A 15,748-nucleotide genomic window follows, 5' to 3' on the forward strand; every position below is an offset into this window, starting at 1 on the left:
TGCCAAGAGTTGTGCGTCGCACACGTGTGTCGGTTTGTTTTTGATTTTTAAGGATAGTCACCATCGCTACAGAATTTCGCGACCGCCGCCAGCGCGAGGAACGCAAACACCGCCTTAACCGGGAAATCATGGCCCCGGAAGTCCGCCTTTCAGGTCCTGACAACGAACCCCTCGGTATCGTGAGCTTGGCTGATGCCTTGCGTATGGCCGGTGAGATTGACGTTGACTTGGTTGAAATTGCCGCCACGGCTGTGCCGCCGGTGTGCCGTTTGATGGACTACGGTAAGTTCAAGTACCAAGAGCAAAAGAAGGCTGCCGAAGCGAAGTCCAAGCAAAAGGTCATCGAGGTCAAGGAAATCAAGTTCCGTCCCGGTACCGATGATGGTGACTACAACATCAAGATGCGCAACATCAAGCGCTTCTTAGATGACGGTGACAAATGCAAGATCACGCTGCGCTTTCGTGGCCGCGAGATCACGCATCAAGAAATCGGTATGGCGCTGTTGCAGCGCATCCGTGATGAGTTGGCGGACCTGATCGTTGTTGAGCAGTTCCCCAAGCTTGAAGGGCGTCAGATGATCATGATGATCGCGCCTGGTAAGAAGAAATCGGGTGGCGCCGCCAAACCCGCTGCAGAAGCTGCTCCGGCAGCGTCTGCATAAAAGGCGACGCAGATTAGTGTCTCGGGGCTTACAAGACTACGCACCCTGCGTAGGCGCCTCGCGAGCACAAATTAAAGGAGCATCTAAATGCCCAAAATGAAGACCAAAAGCAGCGCTAAAAAGCGCTTCCGCGTTCGTCCAGGCGGTACCGTTAAACGCGGTCAAGCCTTCAAACGTCACATCTTGACTAAGAAGACGACCAAGAACAAGCGTCACTTGCGTGGTGCAGTGAATGTGCATGAGACCAACATGGGTCACATGGCGCAAATGCTGCCCAAGTGCGGCCTGTAATTAACTGACGAACAAGGAGAAAAAATATGCCTCGCGTTAAACGTGGTGTTACGGCCCGTGCCCGTCACAAAAAAGTTCTGGCTTTAGCCAAAGGTTTCCGCGGTCGTCGCGGTAACGTCTTCCGCATCGCTAAACAAGCGGTGATGAAGGCTGGTCAATATGCTTACCGCGACCGCCGCACTAAAAAGCGCGTGTTCCGTCAGCTGTGGATCGCTCGTATCAATGCTGCTGCACGTCAGTGCGGTCTGACATACAGCCAATTCGCCAACGGCCTGAAAAAGGCAGCGATCGAAATCGACCGCAAGATGTTGGCCGACTTGGCCGTTCACGACATGGCTGCTTTCGCCAGTATCGTGAATCAAGTCAAAGCCAAATTGGCCGCTTGATAGTCAAGGGTTAACCACCCACGAGTAAAGGGGTTGGGGCTACACAGCTTCAATCCCTTTTTTTGTTTTCTCCTCTCCCCAAATTCTTATGAACGAGTTGGACTCTCTGGTCGCCAGTGCCCAGGCCCTGTTTGCACAAAGCACCACACCGGCTGATCTTGAAAACGCCAAGGCCCAGTTCTTGGGCAAGTCAGGCCGCATCACCGAGATGATGAAAGGCATGGCCGCATTGAGCGTCGAAGAAAAGAAATCGACCGGTGCCGCCATCAACGTGGCCAAGCAAGCGATTGAAGCCGCGCTCACGGCACGCCGCCAAGCCTTGGCCGATGCCGAACTCGAGACCCAACTCAAAGCCGAAGCCTTGGATGTGACCTTGCCCGGTCGCGCTCGCATGGCTGGTGGCTTGCACCCTGTGACCATCACACTTGAACGCGTCGAAGCCATTTTTGGATCGATGGGTTTCGAAGTGGCCCAAGGCCCAGAGATCGAAACCGATTGGTTCAACTTCACCGCGCTCAACACGCCGGAAGACCATCCTGCACGCTCCATGCACGACACCTTCTATGTGGAAGGTGGCAGCGCCGAAGCGCCCAACTTGTTGCGCACACACACCAGCCCCATGCAAGTGCGCCACGCCGTGCAACACGTCAAGCGCTACCAAGCACGTTTGGATGCCGGTCAAGGCATGCCCGAAATTCGCGTCATCGCACCCGGCCGCACCTACCGTGTGGACAGCGATGCCACGCACTCGCCCATGTTCCATCAATGCGAAGGCTTGTGGATTGGTGAGAATGTGAGTTTCAAAGACCTCAAAGTGGTCATCACCGATTTCTGCCGCACTTACTTTGAGAGCGACGATTTGGTGCTGCGCTTTCGCCCCAGCTTCTTCCCATTCACAGAGCCCAGCGCTGAGATTGACATCCAATTCCAAAGCGGCGCTTTGGCGGGCCGTTGGCTCGAAGTGGGTGGCTCAGGCCAAGTGCATCCGAACGTGGTGCGCAACATGGGCCTCGATCCTGAGCGTTTCATCGGCTTTGCCTTTGGCATGGGTATGGACCGTTTCACCATGCTGCGTTACGGCGTGAACGACTTGCGCTTGTTCTTCGATGGCGACATTCGCTTCTTGAGCCAGTTCCAATAACTTCACGCACACACGAGATTCATCATGCAATTCCCCGAATCCTGGTTGCGCGAATTCTGCAACCCCTCACTCACCACCCAAGAGCTGGCCGACATATTGACCATGGCCGGTTTGGAAGTGGAAGAACTCCAACCCGTTGCACCGCCTTTCACAGGCATCGTCGTCGGTGAAATCAAAGAAGCCGTGCAGCATCCAGACGCTGACCGCTTGCGCATTTGCCAAGTGGACGTGGGGCAGGGCGCATTGCTCAACATCGTGTGCGGCGCACCGAATGCACGCGTGGGCATCAAAATTCCATGTGCCACTGTTGGCGCTGAACTGCCGCCCGGCGAAGACGGCAAGCCTTTCAAAATCAAAGTGGGCAAGCTGCGTGGCGTGGAAAGTCAAGGCATGTTGTGTTCGGCCAAAGAACTCAAAATTGCTGACGACAACGGTGGCTTGCTTGAGTTGCCAGCCGATGCACCTTTGGGTCAAAACATCCGCGAGTACCTGAACCTCGACGACACCTTGATGACATGCAAGCTCACGCCTAACTTGGCGCATTGCTTGAGCGTGTACGGCATTGCCCGCGAAGTGTCAGCCCTCACAGGTGCACCTTTGAAGGCGCCTACTTTCTCAAGCATCGCCGCGACAAACCAAGACACCTTGGCTGTGAAGATCAGCGCGTCTGATTTGTGCGGCCGTTTCTCTGGCCGCGTGGTGCGTGGCGTGAATACCAAGGCACAAACCCCTGCATGGATGGTGAACCACTTGGCCCGCTGCGGTCAGCGCAGCGTGAGCCCCTTGGTCGACATCTCCAACTACGTGATGTTCGAGCTGGGTCGTCCTTCACACATCTTTGATCTCGACAAAATTCAAGGCGGCTTGGAGGTGCGTTGGGGCAAAGCCGGTGAACAGCTTAAGCTCTTGAACGGCAACACCGTGACCGTGGACGACAAAGTGGGCGTCATCGCTGACGCGCATCAAGTCGAGTCACTCGCTGGCATCATGGGCGGCGACGCCACTGCCGTGAATGACGACACGCAAAACATTTATATCGAAGCCGCCTTCTGGTGGCCCTCGGCCATTGCAGGCCGCTCACGCCGCTTCAACTTCAGCACCGATGCTGGCCACCGCTTTGAACGTGGTGTGGATCCTGAGTTGACGGTGGAGCACATCGAGCGCATCACCCAGTTGGTGATCGACATTTGCGGCACACCCAACACGACCGTGGGCCCGGTTGATGATCAACGTGTGAACATGCCTGTGGCCAAGCCTGTCACGTTGCGCGTGGCACGTGCTGAAAAAGTCATTGGCATGCCGCTGACCCAGCAACGCGTGGCGGATGCTTTGCGTGGCTTGGGCTTGCCCGTGACAGAAGGCGAAGGTGTTGTCACCGTGCAGCCCCCATCCTTCCGTTTCGATTTACAAATCGAAGAAGACCTGATCGAAGAAGTGGCGCGCATGGTGGGTTACAACAACCTGCCCACCACGCCACCGTTGGCACCCATCACGGCCAGCGCGTGTCAAGAAGCGCAACGTAGCCCACACGCTTTGCGCCACCACTTGGCAGCTTTGGGCTACCAAGAAACCATCAACTACAGCTTTGTGGATGAGCGTTGGGAGCACGAGTTGGCAGGCAATGCCAACCCCATCAAATTGCTCAACCCCATTGCCAGCCAAATGAGCGTGATGCGGTCCACCTTATTGGGCTCCTTGCTCAACGTGGTGAAGTTCAACGTCGATCGCAAGGCCTCACGCGTGCGCGTGTTTGAGCTGGGTCGCGTGTTTCACAAAGACGCTTCGGTGCAAAACACAGACACCACCGTGCAAGGCTTTGACCAGCCCATGCAAGTGGCAGGCATTGCTTTTGGCAGCGCTGCACCTTTGCAATGGGGCACCAAAGAACAAGCCGCAGACTTCTTCGACGTGAAAGCTGATGTGGAAGCTCTGTTGGCCCCCGCTGTCCCGCAGTTTGAAGCGGCTGAGCACCCAGCCATGCACCCCGGCCGTTGTGCCAAGGTGTTGGTCAATGGCCAAGCCGTGGGTCATGTGGGTGAGTTGCACCCACGCTGGCGTCAAAGCTGGGACTTGGCCCAAGCCCCTGTGATGTTTGAGCTCTCGCTCGATGCCGTGTTGCACCGCGATGTGCCCAAGTCCACCGGTGTGGCCAAGTTCCCTAACGTCGAGCGCGACATTGCTGTGATCGTCAAAGACAGCGTCACGCACGCCCAATTGATGGCTGCCGTGCACGCCGCCAAAACACAAGGTTTGCTGCGCAACGCCGTGTTGTTTGACGTGTATCGCCCCAAGGCTGAAAGTGCCGCCATGGCAATGGACGAGAAGAGCTTGGCCGTGCGCCTCACGCTCAACAGCGATGAAGCTACGTTGAACGAAGCCCAAATCGAAGGTGTGGTGCAAGCCGTGCTGGCCGAATTGGCCGCTCAAGTCTCTGCGCGTTTGCGCGCTTGATGTTCACACGTTAACAAGAGAACCGTATGGAACTTTCTTTTGAGAGCTTAGAAACGCCAGCCTTGACCAAAGCGCAGTTGGCTGATTTGTTGTTTGAGCAAATCGGTTTGAACAAGCGTGAGTCCAAAGACATGATTGATGCCTTCTTTGATCTCATCGCACAAAGTTTGGTCGATGGCACCGATGTGAAAATTTCAAGCTTCGGCAATTTTCAGATTCGCACCAAGGCACCACGACCTGGTCGTAACCCGCGCACAGGGGAGTCAATTCCGATTGAGGCGCGACGTGCGGTGACTTTCCATGCGAGTCACAAATTGAAAGAGCAAATACAGGGCGACAGTAATTCCAAAGTTGACAACTGATTGAAAAAGAGGCCGAGCAGGCCTCTTTTTTTTGATAAAACTGTCAGGCGATAAGATTCAGGGCTGTTCTTCGTGTAACCTCTGCGGTCCCGTTTACAAGCTACTGATTTTCATGGAGAAATCCCTCCTTCCTCCCATTCCAGCCAAGCGCTATTTCACCATTGGTGAAGTGAGCGAGTTGTGCGGCGTCAAGCCGCACGTGCTGCGCTATTGGGAGCAGGAATTCACGCAGCTGCGTCCCATGAAGCGTCGCGGTAATCGCCGCTATTACCAGCGCCACGAAGTGCTGATGATTCGCCGCATCCGCGACCTCTTGTATGACCAAGGCTTCACCATCACCGGTGCACGCAACAAGCTGCAAGAGCTGGTGCAGTCTGAGCGCGAGCGTCGTCGCGTGGGCGGTGAGTTGATTGATGTGGACTTGCCCGATGACGATGGGTTTGACGACGACTTGGATGTCGACTCAGACGACGCGCACGAATTGCCACCGCTCGCGTTGAGCAGCAGCGACGAAGCGCTGCAAACCTTGCGCAAAGAACTCACACAAATTCGCGACTTGCTCTCTGAGCTGCACTGAGTAAGCGTTATAATTTCAGCCTGATTCGGTGTGTGGCGCAGCCTGGTAGCGCACTTGCATGGGGTGCAAGGGGTCGAAGGTTCGAATCCTTTCACACCGACCAAAATGACCAAGGGCTAGCAATGCAAATTGCTAGCCCTTTTGTCTTTTCTGGCGTCGCTCAATGCGCGTCAAACAATGTCGACGTGGTGCAGCTCAAACTTGCCCGTCTTCGCATCTGCAAAGTAGTGCTGCAAAGTTTCTTTGACGGTGCGAAACGCAATCTCGTCCCAAGGTATTTCATGCTCAGCAAACAAACGCGCTTCTTGCGTTTCGTGGCCGGGGTCAAAGGTGTCGCTGGTGAGTTGTGCACGGTAAAAGAAATGCACTTGGCCCACGCGTGTGACGTTCATTAGCGTGAACAGCTCTTGCATTTCAAACTGCGCGCCGGCTTCTTCCACCGTTTCACGCGCTGCGCCTTGCGCCACGGTTTCGTTCAGTTCCATGAAGCCCGCAGGCAGCGTCCACTTGCCCAAGCGTGGTTCGATGTTGCGTTTGCACAGCAGCACTTTGTCGCCCCACACTGGCACGGTGCCCACCACGTTGAGTGGGTTCTCGTAGTGGATGGTGTGGCACGCGTTGCAGACCGCACGCTCGCGCGTGTCGCCATCGTCGGGCAGGCGGTAGGTCACCGCGCTGCCGCAGGCTTTGCAATGTTGGATGAGCGGGCGGTGCAGCATGGCGTTAGACCAGGCGAACTTTGAGCTCGCCCAAGCCGCTCACCGCACCCACCATGGTGTCGCCCGCCACCACCGCACCCACGCCTTCGGGGGTACCGGTGTAAATCAAATCACCGGGTTGCAGCTCCCATGCGGCAGACACATGCTCGATGGTTTCAGCGATGTTCCAAATGAGTTGGCTCACACTGCTGCGTTGACGGTCTTGGCCGTTGACTTGCACATAAATCTCAGCGTGTGCCACATCGCCCGCAAGTGCTGCGGGGGTGATAGGGCCAATGGGCGCGCTGTGGTCAAAGCCTTTGCCAATGCACCAAGGGCGGCCTTGTTTTTTCATGTCGTTTTGCAAATCGCGGCGTGTCATGTCCAAGCCCACGGCGTAGCCGTAGATGTGGCTCATTGCATCTGCGGCTTGGATGTTCTTGCCGCCTTTGCCAATGGCCACCACCAACTCAATTTCGTGGTGCAAATTTTTGGTGAGACTGGGGTAGAGCATGTCACCCGTTTCACCCGCATTGACCACCAACACAGCGTCTGCAGGCTTCATGAAGAAGAAGGGCGGCTCACGGCCTGTGAAGCCCATCTCTTTGGCGTGTTCTTCGTAGTTGCGGCCCACGCAGTAAATGCGGTGCACAGGAAAACGTTCAGCTTTGCCCACCACGGGCACAGACACAACGGGCGTAGGTTCAAACGCATAGCTCATAGCGTGCTCCAGTTGAAAAGACTTAGCCTTGTGATTTGCTCACGAGCTCGAAGTGCTCCACGATGGGAGGCTGTGCAAAGAAGGGGCCTACGATGGCGCGCCACTCGCCAAAGGCAGGGGACTCACGGAAGTCCACGGTGTGGTTTTCAAGCGTGGTCCAAAAAATTTGCAGCAGATAGCGCTCGGGTGACTCGATGCCACGGTTGATTTTGAAGCCCTGAAAGCCTTTGGCCTTGGCGATGACGGTGTTCACGCCGCGTTGGATGGCTTCGTCAAATGCGGCTTGTTGACCGGGTTGAATGCGAATGTCGACGAGTTCGAGAATCATGGTGTGTGTCTTGCAAGTTAAAACTGAGCCCAAGTCTACCGTCACAGCGCCCAGCCAGCCGTCGCATTCGGGATATCCTTTCGCCTTATGAGCCACACATCTGATACGACCACACCGCCTTTGTTTTGGCCCATGGATTGGGCATTGCCTGCGGGTGTGCAAGCGCTCTGCACCACGCGTGTGGGCGGTGTGTCGCAAGCTCCGTTTGATGGTTTCAATTTGGGGGACCACGTACAAGACGACACACAGGCTGTCGCGCAAAACCGCGCTTTGCTACAAGCGCAGCTGGGGGGGGCGCGGCCTGTGTTTCTCAGTCAAGTGCACGGCGTGGAGGTGGCTCAGCTCAGCGCCGTGACGCCCGATGGCACAGAAGCTGATGCTTGCCTCACGCAAGAGTCCCGAGTGGCTTGCACCATCATGGTGGCCGATTGTTTGCCTTTGTTGTTCACCGATGATGCTGGCCAAGTGGTGGCTGCCGCACATGCTGGATGGCGTGGCTTAGCTTCGGGTGTGATTGAACAAACGGTGAATGGGGTGTGTGCACAAGCAGGCGTGTTTGCAGCGCAAGTGCGTGTGTGGCTGGGACCATGCATTGGCTCTGATGCGTTTGAGGTGGGGGACGATGTGCGTGTGGCGTTTACTTCGGGCGATGCTGTAGACCCAACCCAAGCCCGAGGTTTTTTCAAACCGCACCCATCTCACGCAGGCAAATGGTTGGCTGATCTTGCAGGCTTGGCGCGTTTGCGCTTGCAGGCTTTAGGCGTTACGTCGATCGCAGGCAACGACAGCACGCCCGAGTGGTGCACGGTCGCGCAGCGCTCAAGGCTCTTTTCGTACCGGCGCGATGGTGTCACCGGACGCTTTGCCGTGTGTATTTGGCGCAACTGAAGCGCCATCACCGCCAGCGTTTTGTATACCGTTTGCCGCAAGCGCTTGTTCGCGTTCTGCGGCTTCTTTTGCCTTGATGGCACGGCGCCTTGCAGGCGTGCCCATGATGTAGCCGACCACGCCCATGGGTAATAAGCCATAGAGCAAGAAAGTAAACAGGGCGCCAAGCAAAGAGCCCACTGGGCTTGTCGCTTCAGCGATTGCCATCATCAAAGCCACGTAAATCCACGCGATCAGGACCAAATACATCTAGGGGTTTTCTCTTGAGTTTGATATCTGTCAGAAATTCGAAGGTAAATCACTGACATACTGGTGACAGTTAAAAAGACAACTGCGACTGTATAGGAGATGTGCGATGGATCAGAATGCGGCCCTCAAGAGCCTAGGGGATAGCTGGCTCAAAGCTTTGGCCTCATTTCAAACAATCGGCGGTGGTGGAGATGCAAAAACGCCTTCGTTGAGCTTCTCGCCAGACAAACTGGAAGCCCTGCAAAAGCAGTACATCGAAGAAGCCACTGACTTGTGGAACCAAAGTTTGCACGGCAAACCAGAAGTGAAAGACCGCCGTTTCAAAGGCGATGCATGGGCACACAACCCCATGGCCGCATTCACCGCGGCGGCGTATTTGCTCAACACCCGCACGATGATGGCGCTCACCGAAGCCGCCGAAACTGACGCCAAAACCAAAGCACGTATTCAATTCGCCGTTGAGCAATGGGCTGCTGCTGCTGCGCCTAGCAACTACTTGGCACTCAACGCAGAAGCTCAGCAAAAAGCGATTGAGACCAAAGGCGAGAGCATTTCCAAAGGCATTCAAAACTTGTTGCACGACATGCAGCAAGGCCATGTGTCGATGACCGACGAAAGCCTGTTTGAAGTGGGCAAAAACGTGGCCACCACCGAAGGCAAAGTGGTGTTTGAAAACGAGTTTTTCCAGTTACTCGAATACAAGCCACTCACCGCCAAGGTGTATGAGCGTCCGTTCTTGTTCATCCCGCCTTGCATCAACAAGTTCTATATCTTGGACTTGCAGCCTGAAAACTCATTCATCCGCTACGCCGTGGCCCAAGGTCATCGCACGTTTGTGGTGAGCTGGCGCAATCCTGATGAAAGCCTACGCAACACCACATGGGACAACTATGTGGAGGATGTGGCCATTCAAGCCATCAAGGTGGTACAAGAAATTGGCGGCGCAAAGCAAATTAATGCTCTGGGTTTCTGCGTGGGCGGCACCATTCTTTCTAATGCGCTGGCTGTGCTGGCCGCGCGTGGCGAAAAACCAGTGGCCAGCGCAACTTTGTTGACTACGCTGATTGACTTCACAGACACCGGCATCTTGGATGTGTTCATTGACGAAGGGTTTGTGAAGTACCGCGAAGGCCAGTTTGCCGAAGGCGGGCTGATGAAGGGCAAAGACATGGCGTCGACCTTCAGCTTCTTGCGCCCCAACGATTTGGTGTGGAACTACGTGGTTGGCAACTACCTCAAAGGTGAAACACCGCCACCGTTTGACTTGCTTTACTGGAACAGCGATTCCACCAACTTACCCGGCCCCATGTATGCCTGGTACTTGCGCAACACCTACCTTGAGAATAACCTCATCAAGCCTGGCAAAGCCATGGTGTGCGGCGAGAAGATTGACTTGCGCAAGGTGGACATGCCCATCTACATCTACGGCTCGCGTGAAGACCACATCGTGCCGATTGGCGGCGCGTATGCCAGCACACATGTGTTCCCTGGCAAGAAGCGTTTTGTGATGGGGGCCTCTGGCCACATCGCAGGCGTGATCAATCCACCCGCGGCCAAGAAGCGTTGTTACTGGACGGGCAGCGAAACCAGTTTCCCCAAAGACGCTGAGCAATGGATTGCCAAATCCAAAGAGCACGCTGGCAGTTGGTGGACCGATTGGTCTGCTTGGCTCAAAACACACGCAGGCAAACAAATCGCAGCACCCAAAGCCTACGGCAAGGGCAAGCACAAAGCGATTGAGGTCGCACCCGGTCGTTACGTCAAAGAACGCGCCAGTCATTAATTTTTAAAAACTTCTTATATTTTTGGAGACACACATGGAAGACATCGTCATCGTTTCAGCCGCACGCACAGCCGTGGGCAAGTTTGGTGGTTCACTCGCCAAAATCGCAGCCACTGAGCTGGGCTCTATCGTCATTCGTGAAGCCTTGGCGCGTGCCAAGGTTGATCCTGCGATGGTGGGCGAAGTCATCATGGGCCAAGTGCTGGCTGCTGGCGCTGGCCAAAACCCTGCGCGTCAAGCCTTGATCAAGTCTGGCATTCCCAATGCAGTGCCTGCTTTGACCATTAACGCGGTATGCGGCTCTGGCCTCAAAGCCGTGATGTTGGCTGCACAAGCTGTGGCGTATGGCGACAGCGACATCGTGGTGGCCGGTGGCCAAGAAAACATGAGCGCTTCAGGCCATGTGCTGCTGGGTTCACGTGATGGTCAACGCATGGGCAACTGGAACATGATTGACACCATGATCGTCGACGGTTTGTGGGACGTGTACAACCAGTACCACATGGGCATCACGGCTGAGAACGTGGCCAAAGAATTCCACATCACCCGCGACATGCAAGACGCACTGGCTTTGGCCAGCCAGCAAAAAGCATCGGCAGCCCAAGACGCTGGCAAGTTCAAAGACGAAATCGTGTCGGTGAACATTCCCCAACGCAAGGGTGACCCCGTGGTGTTCAACGCCGACGAATACATCAACAAAAAAACCACCGCCGAAGCCTTGGCCGGTTTGCGCCCAGCGTTTGACAAAGCAGGTTCCGTGACAGCCGGTAACGCATCAGGCATCAACGACGGCGCTGCCGCTGTGGTGGTGATGACGGCTAAGAAAGCAGCTGCTTTGGGCCTCACTCCTTTGGCTCGCATCGCCGCATTCGGCACCAGCGGTTTAGACCCAAAAATCATGGGCATGGGCCCTGTGTCTGCTTCACGCAAAGCTTTGGAGCGTGCAGGCTGGAAAGCATCAGATGTGGACCTGTTCGAACTCAACGAAGCTTTCGCTGCACAAGCTTGCGCCGTGAACCAACAGTTGGACATCGACCCAGCCAAGGTCAACGTCAACGGTGGCGCGATTGCCATTGGTCACCCCATCGGTGCATCCGGTTGCCGCATCTTGGTGACTTTGCTGCACGAAATGCAACGCACCAACGCCAAGAAAGGCTTGGCCGCGCTGTGTATCGGTGGCGGCATGGGCGTGTCGTTGGCACTCGAGCGTTGATGCAGCGTTGATTCGCACTTCACTCGAATTCAGATTTCTTTCACTAAAAACTCATAAATCAGGAGACAAAAAATGAGCAAAAAAGTAGCGTACGTCACAGGTGGCATGGGTGGCATCGGAACCGCGATCTGCCAACGTCTGCACAAAGAAGGCTTCACCGTGATCGCCGGTTGCGGTCCAACCCGTGATTTCAACAAATGGTTGGATGAGCAAAAAGCTTTGGGCTTTACCTTCTACGCATCCGTCGGCAACGTGGGTGATTGGGATTCCACGGTCGAAGCTTTCACCAAAGCCAAAGCCGAGCACGGCCCCATCGACGTGTTGGTGAACAACGCCGGTATCACCAAGGACCGCATGTTCTTGAAGATGACACGCGAAGATTGGGATGCGGTGATGAACACCAACCTCGATTCGATGTTCAACGTCACCAAGCAAGTGGTGCCAGACATGGTCGAACGTGGCTGGGGTCGCATCATCAACATCTCATCGGTGAACGGTGAAAAAGGCCAAGCGGGTCAAACCAACTACTCGGCTGCCAAGGCCGGTATGCACGGTTTCTCCATGGCGTTGGCGCAAGAGCTGGCCACCAAAGGCGTGACGGTCAACACCGTGTCACCTGGCTACATCGGTACAGACATGGTCAACGCCATTCGTCCTGATGTGCTGGAAAAAATTGTGGCCACGGTGCCCGTCAAGCGTTTGGGCAAGCCTGCCGAAATCGCGTCCATCATTGCGTGGATGGCCAGCGAAGACGGTGGCTACACCACCGGCGCTGACTTCGCCGTGAACGGTGGTTTGCACATGGGTTAAGCCTTTGTGGCTTCCATGAAAAAGCCCGCTCGAAGCGGGCTTTTTCACGTCTAGCAAAACCGTTTATTTGTTGAGCTTGACCATCTGCATGGCCGAGGCAATCAAGCCCGATACTTCGGTCATGTTGCTGGGCACGATGAGGGTGGTGGTGGCATCTGATGCCACTTTCCCGTATGCCTGCACGGCTTGCTCGGCCACTTTGAGTTGCACCGCTTGTTCACCGCCGGGCTGGCGAATGGCGGCGGCAATACGTTCAATCGCTTGTGCCGTGGCATCGGCCACTGCGGTGATGGAAGCGGCTTCACCTTGGGCCTTGTTGATGGCCGCTTGCTTCTCACCTTCAGAGCGCGCAATGAAAGCTTCGCGTTCACCCGTGGCAATGTTGATTTGTTCTTGACGACGGCCTTCTGAGGCGGCGATCAGCGCACGCTTTTCACGCTCAGCCGTGATTTGCGATTGCATGGCATGCAAGATTTCTTTGGGCGGCGTCAGGTCTTTGATTTCGTAGCGCAACACTTTCACACCCCAGTTCAAGGCGGCTTCGTCAATCGCAGCCACCACTTGCGCGTTGATGATGTCGCGTTCTTCAAAGGTCTTGTCGAGTTCGAGTTTGCCAATCACGCTGCGCAAGCTGGTTTGTGCCAGTTGCGTCACGGCCATGATGTAGTTGGACGAGCCGTAGCTCGCCAAGCGCGGGTCGGTCACTTGGAAATACAAAATGCCATCGACTTGCAGTTGCGTGTTGTCACGTGTGATGCAAATCTGACTGGGCACATCGAGCGGAATTTCTTTGAGGCTGTGCTTTTGAATCACGTTATCAATGAAGGGCACGACAAAGTTCAAGCCCGGTGTGAGGCTGGCGTGGTACTTGCCCAAACGCTCAACCACCCAAGCGTTTTGCTGGGGCACGACTTTGACCGTTTTGACGATGAACAAAACGGCGATGGCCAAAAAGAGAATTGCGATTTCCATAGCTGAGCCTTTGAGAGAAGTTAAATTTTTTCCAGCACCAAGCGGTTGCCTTGCATCTCACTGATGCGGTGCAAGCCAGGTTCGGGTGTCGCGTTCGCCGCACACACAGCAGTCCATTGCGCGCCACGGTGTTTGACTTGGGCGTGGCCTTGGGTGTCCCACGCATCTACCGTCACGGTCTCGCCAATGTCGAGGTGCACATTGCTGTCTTGTGCGTCGTTGCTGAGTGGTTTTTTCAAGTGCCACAGCACGGCAGCACCACCGCCCACGACTGCCGCTGTGACGATTTGCCAAGTGAGCGTGCCGTCTGCATAGGCTGTCAGCGCAGCGGCAGTAGCGCCTAGCGAGAGCATGAGCAAATAAAACGTGCCGGTCAGCAGTTCGGCCATCACGAGCACGCCTGCGACGATCAACCAGAGGGTTGGGTTATCCATCATTCACACCTTGAACTAAATATTTTTAGGTACATCACCATTGTGCCTAATTTGAAAAGAGTGGCACGGGATAATTAAGGCATGAATTTTCCCGATGCCTCGCTTTGGCGCACGTCCGTCGCCCCCATGATGGATTGGACTGATCGCCACTGCCGCTATTTCCACCGCCTGCTCAGCCGCAACACTTTGCTCTACACCGAGATGGTCACCACCGGTGCGCTTCGCCATGGCGATACACAGCGGCATTTGCGCTTCAACGCGGAAGAGCATCCGGTGGCTTTGCAGCTGGGTGGCAGCGACGCGGCTGATTTGGCGCACGGTGCGAAGTTGGGCGAGCAATGGGGCTACAACGAAATCAACCTCAATTGCGGCTGCCCGTCTGACCGAGTGCAGCGTGGCGCGTTTGGCGCGTGTTTGATGAACGAGCCACGCACCGTGGCCGATGGCGTGAAAGCCATGATGGATGTGGTGAGCATTCCTGTCACCGTCAAGCACCGCATTGGCATTGACCGCATCGAGAGCTACGACTTTGTGCGCGACTTTGTGGGTACGGTCAGCGATGCGGGGTGCAAGGTGTTCATCGTGCACGCACGAAATGCGTGGCTCGATGGTTTGAGTCCCAAAGAAAACCGCGAAGTGCCGCCGCTGCGCTACGAGTTGGGTTACCAGCTGAAAAAAGACTTTCCCAACTTGGTGATCGCCATCAACGGCGGCATCACCACCAATGCGCAAATGGCCGAGCACTTGCAGCATGTCGATGGTGTGATGTTGGGGCGCGAAGCCTATTACCGTCCGTGGCTGATGACGACGTGGGATGCCGAGTTTTACAACGACCCGCACGAGACACTCAGCCGCGAAGCGGTGGAGGAGGCGATGGTCGCTTACATGGAGAGAGCTCAAGCAGAAGATGGTTGCCCTTGGTATCCGATTGCACGTCACATGCTAGGGCTATTTCATGGCCAACGCGGTGCGCGTTTGTGGCGTCAGGTATGGAGCAACCACAAGCTCAAACCATTGCCACCGCGTGAAGTGCTGAAAATTGCCCGTGAGGCTTTGGCTCGCGGCGCGGAACATCCCGCAGAAACAAACTGACAGTATGGCGCTTTAGCTGGCGGCCTCTAAGCCGTTGGCAAAGTGTTCGTTCATGCGCTGCACCGTCAGTGCTGCGTCACGTGCCATCAACGCATCCATGATGGCTTGGTGCTCTTTGAGCGATTCTTCGAGGCGGCCGTTTTTGAACAACGAGTTGTGACGGTTGAGCTTCATCACCTTGCGCAAGTCCGCCACCATTTGGTCGCGCCAACGGTTGTTGGCGATTTCCAGCAAGCGCATGTGAAAGCGCTCGTTGATTTCAAAGAACTTTTCTCGGTCAGCCACAGCGGCCGTGAGCTCGGCGTGCAGGGCTTGCAAATCTTTGAGCTGCTCATCGCTGGCGTCTTTGGCCACCACGCCTGCAGCATCTGACTCCAGCAAAGAGAGCAGGTGGTACACATCGCGTTGGTCTTTTTCGTTGACCTCGGTCACATACGCACCGCGGCGCACTTTCATGGTCACCAAGCCTTCAGCGGCCAGCACCTTGAGGGCTTCGCGCATGGGCGTGCGGCTGATGCCGTATTCCTCGGCCAAGCGCATCTCGTCAATCCAGCTGCCGGGCTCTAATTCGGCCGCAAAAATACGCTGACGCAGCAGTTCAGCGACTTCTTCGTACAGGGCGCGAGGGGTGAGGGTGACGGCGGACATGGACTCGAATTGTAAGCTGATATAAGATTTTGAATCAATAAT

At 55.6% G+C, this 15,748-nt stretch carries 19 protein-coding genes and 1 tRNA gene; 13 read left to right on the forward strand and 7 right to left on the reverse strand.

Annotated elements, in window-relative coordinates:
• Positions 1–53 precede the first annotated feature (53 nt).
• The 8 genes from infC to LINBF2_RS04560 all read left to right on the forward strand — a co-directional run bounded on the left by infC (position 54) and on the right by LINBF2_RS04560 (position 5,973).
• Positions 54–662 (forward strand): translation initiation factor IF-3, encoded by a 609-nt coding sequence (gene infC / locus LINBF2_RS04525; protein WP_108282354.1) that lies wholly within the window; start codon positions 54–56, stop codon positions 660–662.
• 87 nt (positions 663–749) lie between these two features.
• Complete coding sequence (rpmI, locus tag LINBF2_RS04530) at positions 750–953, forward strand: 50S ribosomal protein L35 (RefSeq protein ID WP_108282355.1); 204 nt, start codon at positions 750–752, stop codon at positions 951–953.
• Positions 954–979: 26 nt separating this feature from the next.
• The gene (gene rplT / locus LINBF2_RS04535; RefSeq protein ID WP_104800201.1) at positions 980–1,339 is read left to right on the forward strand and encodes a 50S ribosomal protein L20; all 360 of its coding nucleotides are present in this window, start codon (positions 980–982) and stop codon (positions 1,337–1,339) included.
• 88 nt (positions 1,340–1,427) lie between these two features.
• Positions 1,428–2,480 (forward strand): phenylalanine--tRNA ligase subunit alpha, encoded by a 1,053-nt coding sequence (pheS, locus tag LINBF2_RS04540; RefSeq protein ID WP_100134216.1) that lies wholly within the window; start codon positions 1,428–1,430, stop codon positions 2,478–2,480.
• A 24-nt stretch (positions 2,481–2,504) separates the two neighbouring features.
• Positions 2,505–4,931, forward strand: a complete 2,427-nt coding sequence (gene pheT, locus LINBF2_RS04545; protein WP_281890757.1) for a phenylalanine--tRNA ligase subunit beta — start codon at positions 2,505–2,507, stop codon at positions 4,929–4,931.
• Between the two features lie 26 nt (positions 4,932–4,957).
• On the forward strand, positions 4,958–5,293 hold the full coding sequence (locus LINBF2_RS04550; protein ID WP_281890758.1) for an integration host factor subunit alpha: 336 nt from the start codon (positions 4,958–4,960) through the stop codon (positions 5,291–5,293).
• Positions 5,294–5,405: 112 nt separating this feature from the next.
• Positions 5,406–5,870 carry a MerR family transcriptional regulator gene (locus tag LINBF2_RS04555; protein ID WP_281890760.1) on the forward strand — a complete coding sequence of 155 codons (465 nt, stop codon included), beginning with the start codon at positions 5,406–5,408 and terminating at the stop codon, positions 5,868–5,870.
• A 26-nt stretch (positions 5,871–5,896) separates the two neighbouring features.
• A tRNA-Pro gene (locus LINBF2_RS04560) sits at positions 5,897–5,973 on the forward strand.
• A gap of 67 nt (positions 5,974–6,040) precedes the next feature.
• Here the strand turns inward: LINBF2_RS04560 and LINBF2_RS04565 are convergent.
• From LINBF2_RS04565 to LINBF2_RS04575, 3 genes are read right to left on the reverse strand one after another with little or no spacing between them, the layout of a single operon-like run.
• A complete protein-coding gene (locus tag LINBF2_RS04565) occupies positions 6,041–6,589 on the reverse strand; it encodes an NUDIX hydrolase (protein WP_281890762.1) in 549 nt (182 codons plus the stop codon).
• A gap of 4 nt (positions 6,590–6,593) precedes the next feature.
• Positions 6,594–7,289 carry a fumarylacetoacetate hydrolase family protein gene (locus tag LINBF2_RS04570; protein WP_104800206.1) on the reverse strand — a complete coding sequence of 232 codons (696 nt, stop codon included), beginning with the start codon at positions 7,287–7,289 and terminating at the stop codon, positions 6,594–6,596.
• Between the two features lie 22 nt (positions 7,290–7,311).
• Positions 7,312–7,617, reverse strand: coding sequence for an antibiotic biosynthesis monooxygenase (locus tag LINBF2_RS04575; protein WP_104800207.1), 306 nt, complete (start codon positions 7,615–7,617; stop codon positions 7,312–7,314).
• 87 nt (positions 7,618–7,704) lie between these two features.
• Between LINBF2_RS04575 and pgeF the strand changes: the two genes are divergently transcribed.
• Positions 7,705–8,505, forward strand: a complete 801-nt coding sequence (gene pgeF / locus LINBF2_RS04580; RefSeq protein ID WP_281890766.1) for a peptidoglycan editing factor PgeF — start codon at positions 7,705–7,707, stop codon at positions 8,503–8,505.
• Here the strand turns inward: pgeF and LINBF2_RS04585 are convergent.
• Entirely contained in the window at positions 8,437–8,754 is a 318-nt protein-coding gene (locus tag LINBF2_RS04585; protein WP_281890768.1) for a hypothetical protein, read from the reverse strand. The two genes, pgeF and LINBF2_RS04585, sit on opposite strands and share 69 nt — an antisense overlap.
• Positions 8,755–8,860: 106 nt before the next feature.
• On the opposite strand from LINBF2_RS04585, the gene phaC reads away from it, so the two are divergent.
• From phaC to phbB, 3 genes are all read left to right on the forward strand, one after another.
• Positions 8,861–10,537, forward strand: coding sequence for a class I poly(R)-hydroxyalkanoic acid synthase (gene phaC, locus LINBF2_RS04590; RefSeq protein WP_281890770.1), 1,677 nt, complete (start codon positions 8,861–8,863; stop codon positions 10,535–10,537).
• 34 nt (positions 10,538–10,571) lie between these two features.
• The gene (locus LINBF2_RS04595; protein WP_281890772.1) at positions 10,572–11,750 is read left to right on the forward strand and encodes an acetyl-CoA C-acetyltransferase; all 1,179 of its coding nucleotides are present in this window, start codon (positions 10,572–10,574) and stop codon (positions 11,748–11,750) included.
• 72 nt (positions 11,751–11,822) lie between these two features.
• Entirely contained in the window at positions 11,823–12,560 is a 738-nt protein-coding gene (gene phbB / locus LINBF2_RS04600; RefSeq protein WP_104800212.1) for an acetoacetyl-CoA reductase, read from the forward strand.
• 63 nt (positions 12,561–12,623) lie between these two features.
• Here the strand turns inward: phbB and LINBF2_RS04605 are convergent, their stop codons facing one another.
• Both LINBF2_RS04605 and LINBF2_RS04610 read right to left on the reverse strand, forming a co-directional pair.
• Complete coding sequence (locus LINBF2_RS04605) at positions 12,624–13,532, reverse strand: stomatin-like protein (RefSeq protein ID WP_281890775.1); 909 nt, start codon at positions 13,530–13,532, stop codon at positions 12,624–12,626.
• A gap of 20 nt (positions 13,533–13,552) precedes the next feature.
• On the reverse strand, positions 13,553–13,966 hold the full coding sequence (locus tag LINBF2_RS04610) for an NfeD family protein (RefSeq protein ID WP_281890776.1): 414 nt from the start codon (positions 13,964–13,966) through the stop codon (positions 13,553–13,555).
• Positions 13,967–14,047: 81 nt separating this feature from the next.
• Here LINBF2_RS04610 and dusA point away from each other — a divergent pair, with 81 nt between their 5' ends.
• Positions 14,048–15,058 (forward strand): tRNA dihydrouridine(20/20a) synthase DusA, encoded by a 1,011-nt coding sequence (dusA, locus tag LINBF2_RS04615; RefSeq protein WP_281890778.1) that lies wholly within the window; start codon positions 14,048–14,050, stop codon positions 15,056–15,058.
• Positions 15,059–15,070: 12 nt separating this feature from the next.
• Here the strand turns inward: dusA and LINBF2_RS04620 are convergent, their stop codons facing one another.
• Positions 15,071–15,706, reverse strand: a complete 636-nt coding sequence (locus tag LINBF2_RS04620; protein WP_281890779.1) for a GntR family transcriptional regulator — start codon at positions 15,704–15,706, stop codon at positions 15,071–15,073.
• Between the last annotated feature and the right edge of the window lie 42 nt (positions 15,707–15,748).

It is taken from the genome of Limnohabitans sp. TEGF004 (assembly GCF_027924965.1).
Taxonomy (GTDB): Bacteria; Pseudomonadota; Gammaproteobacteria; order Burkholderiales; family Burkholderiaceae_C; genus Limnohabitans.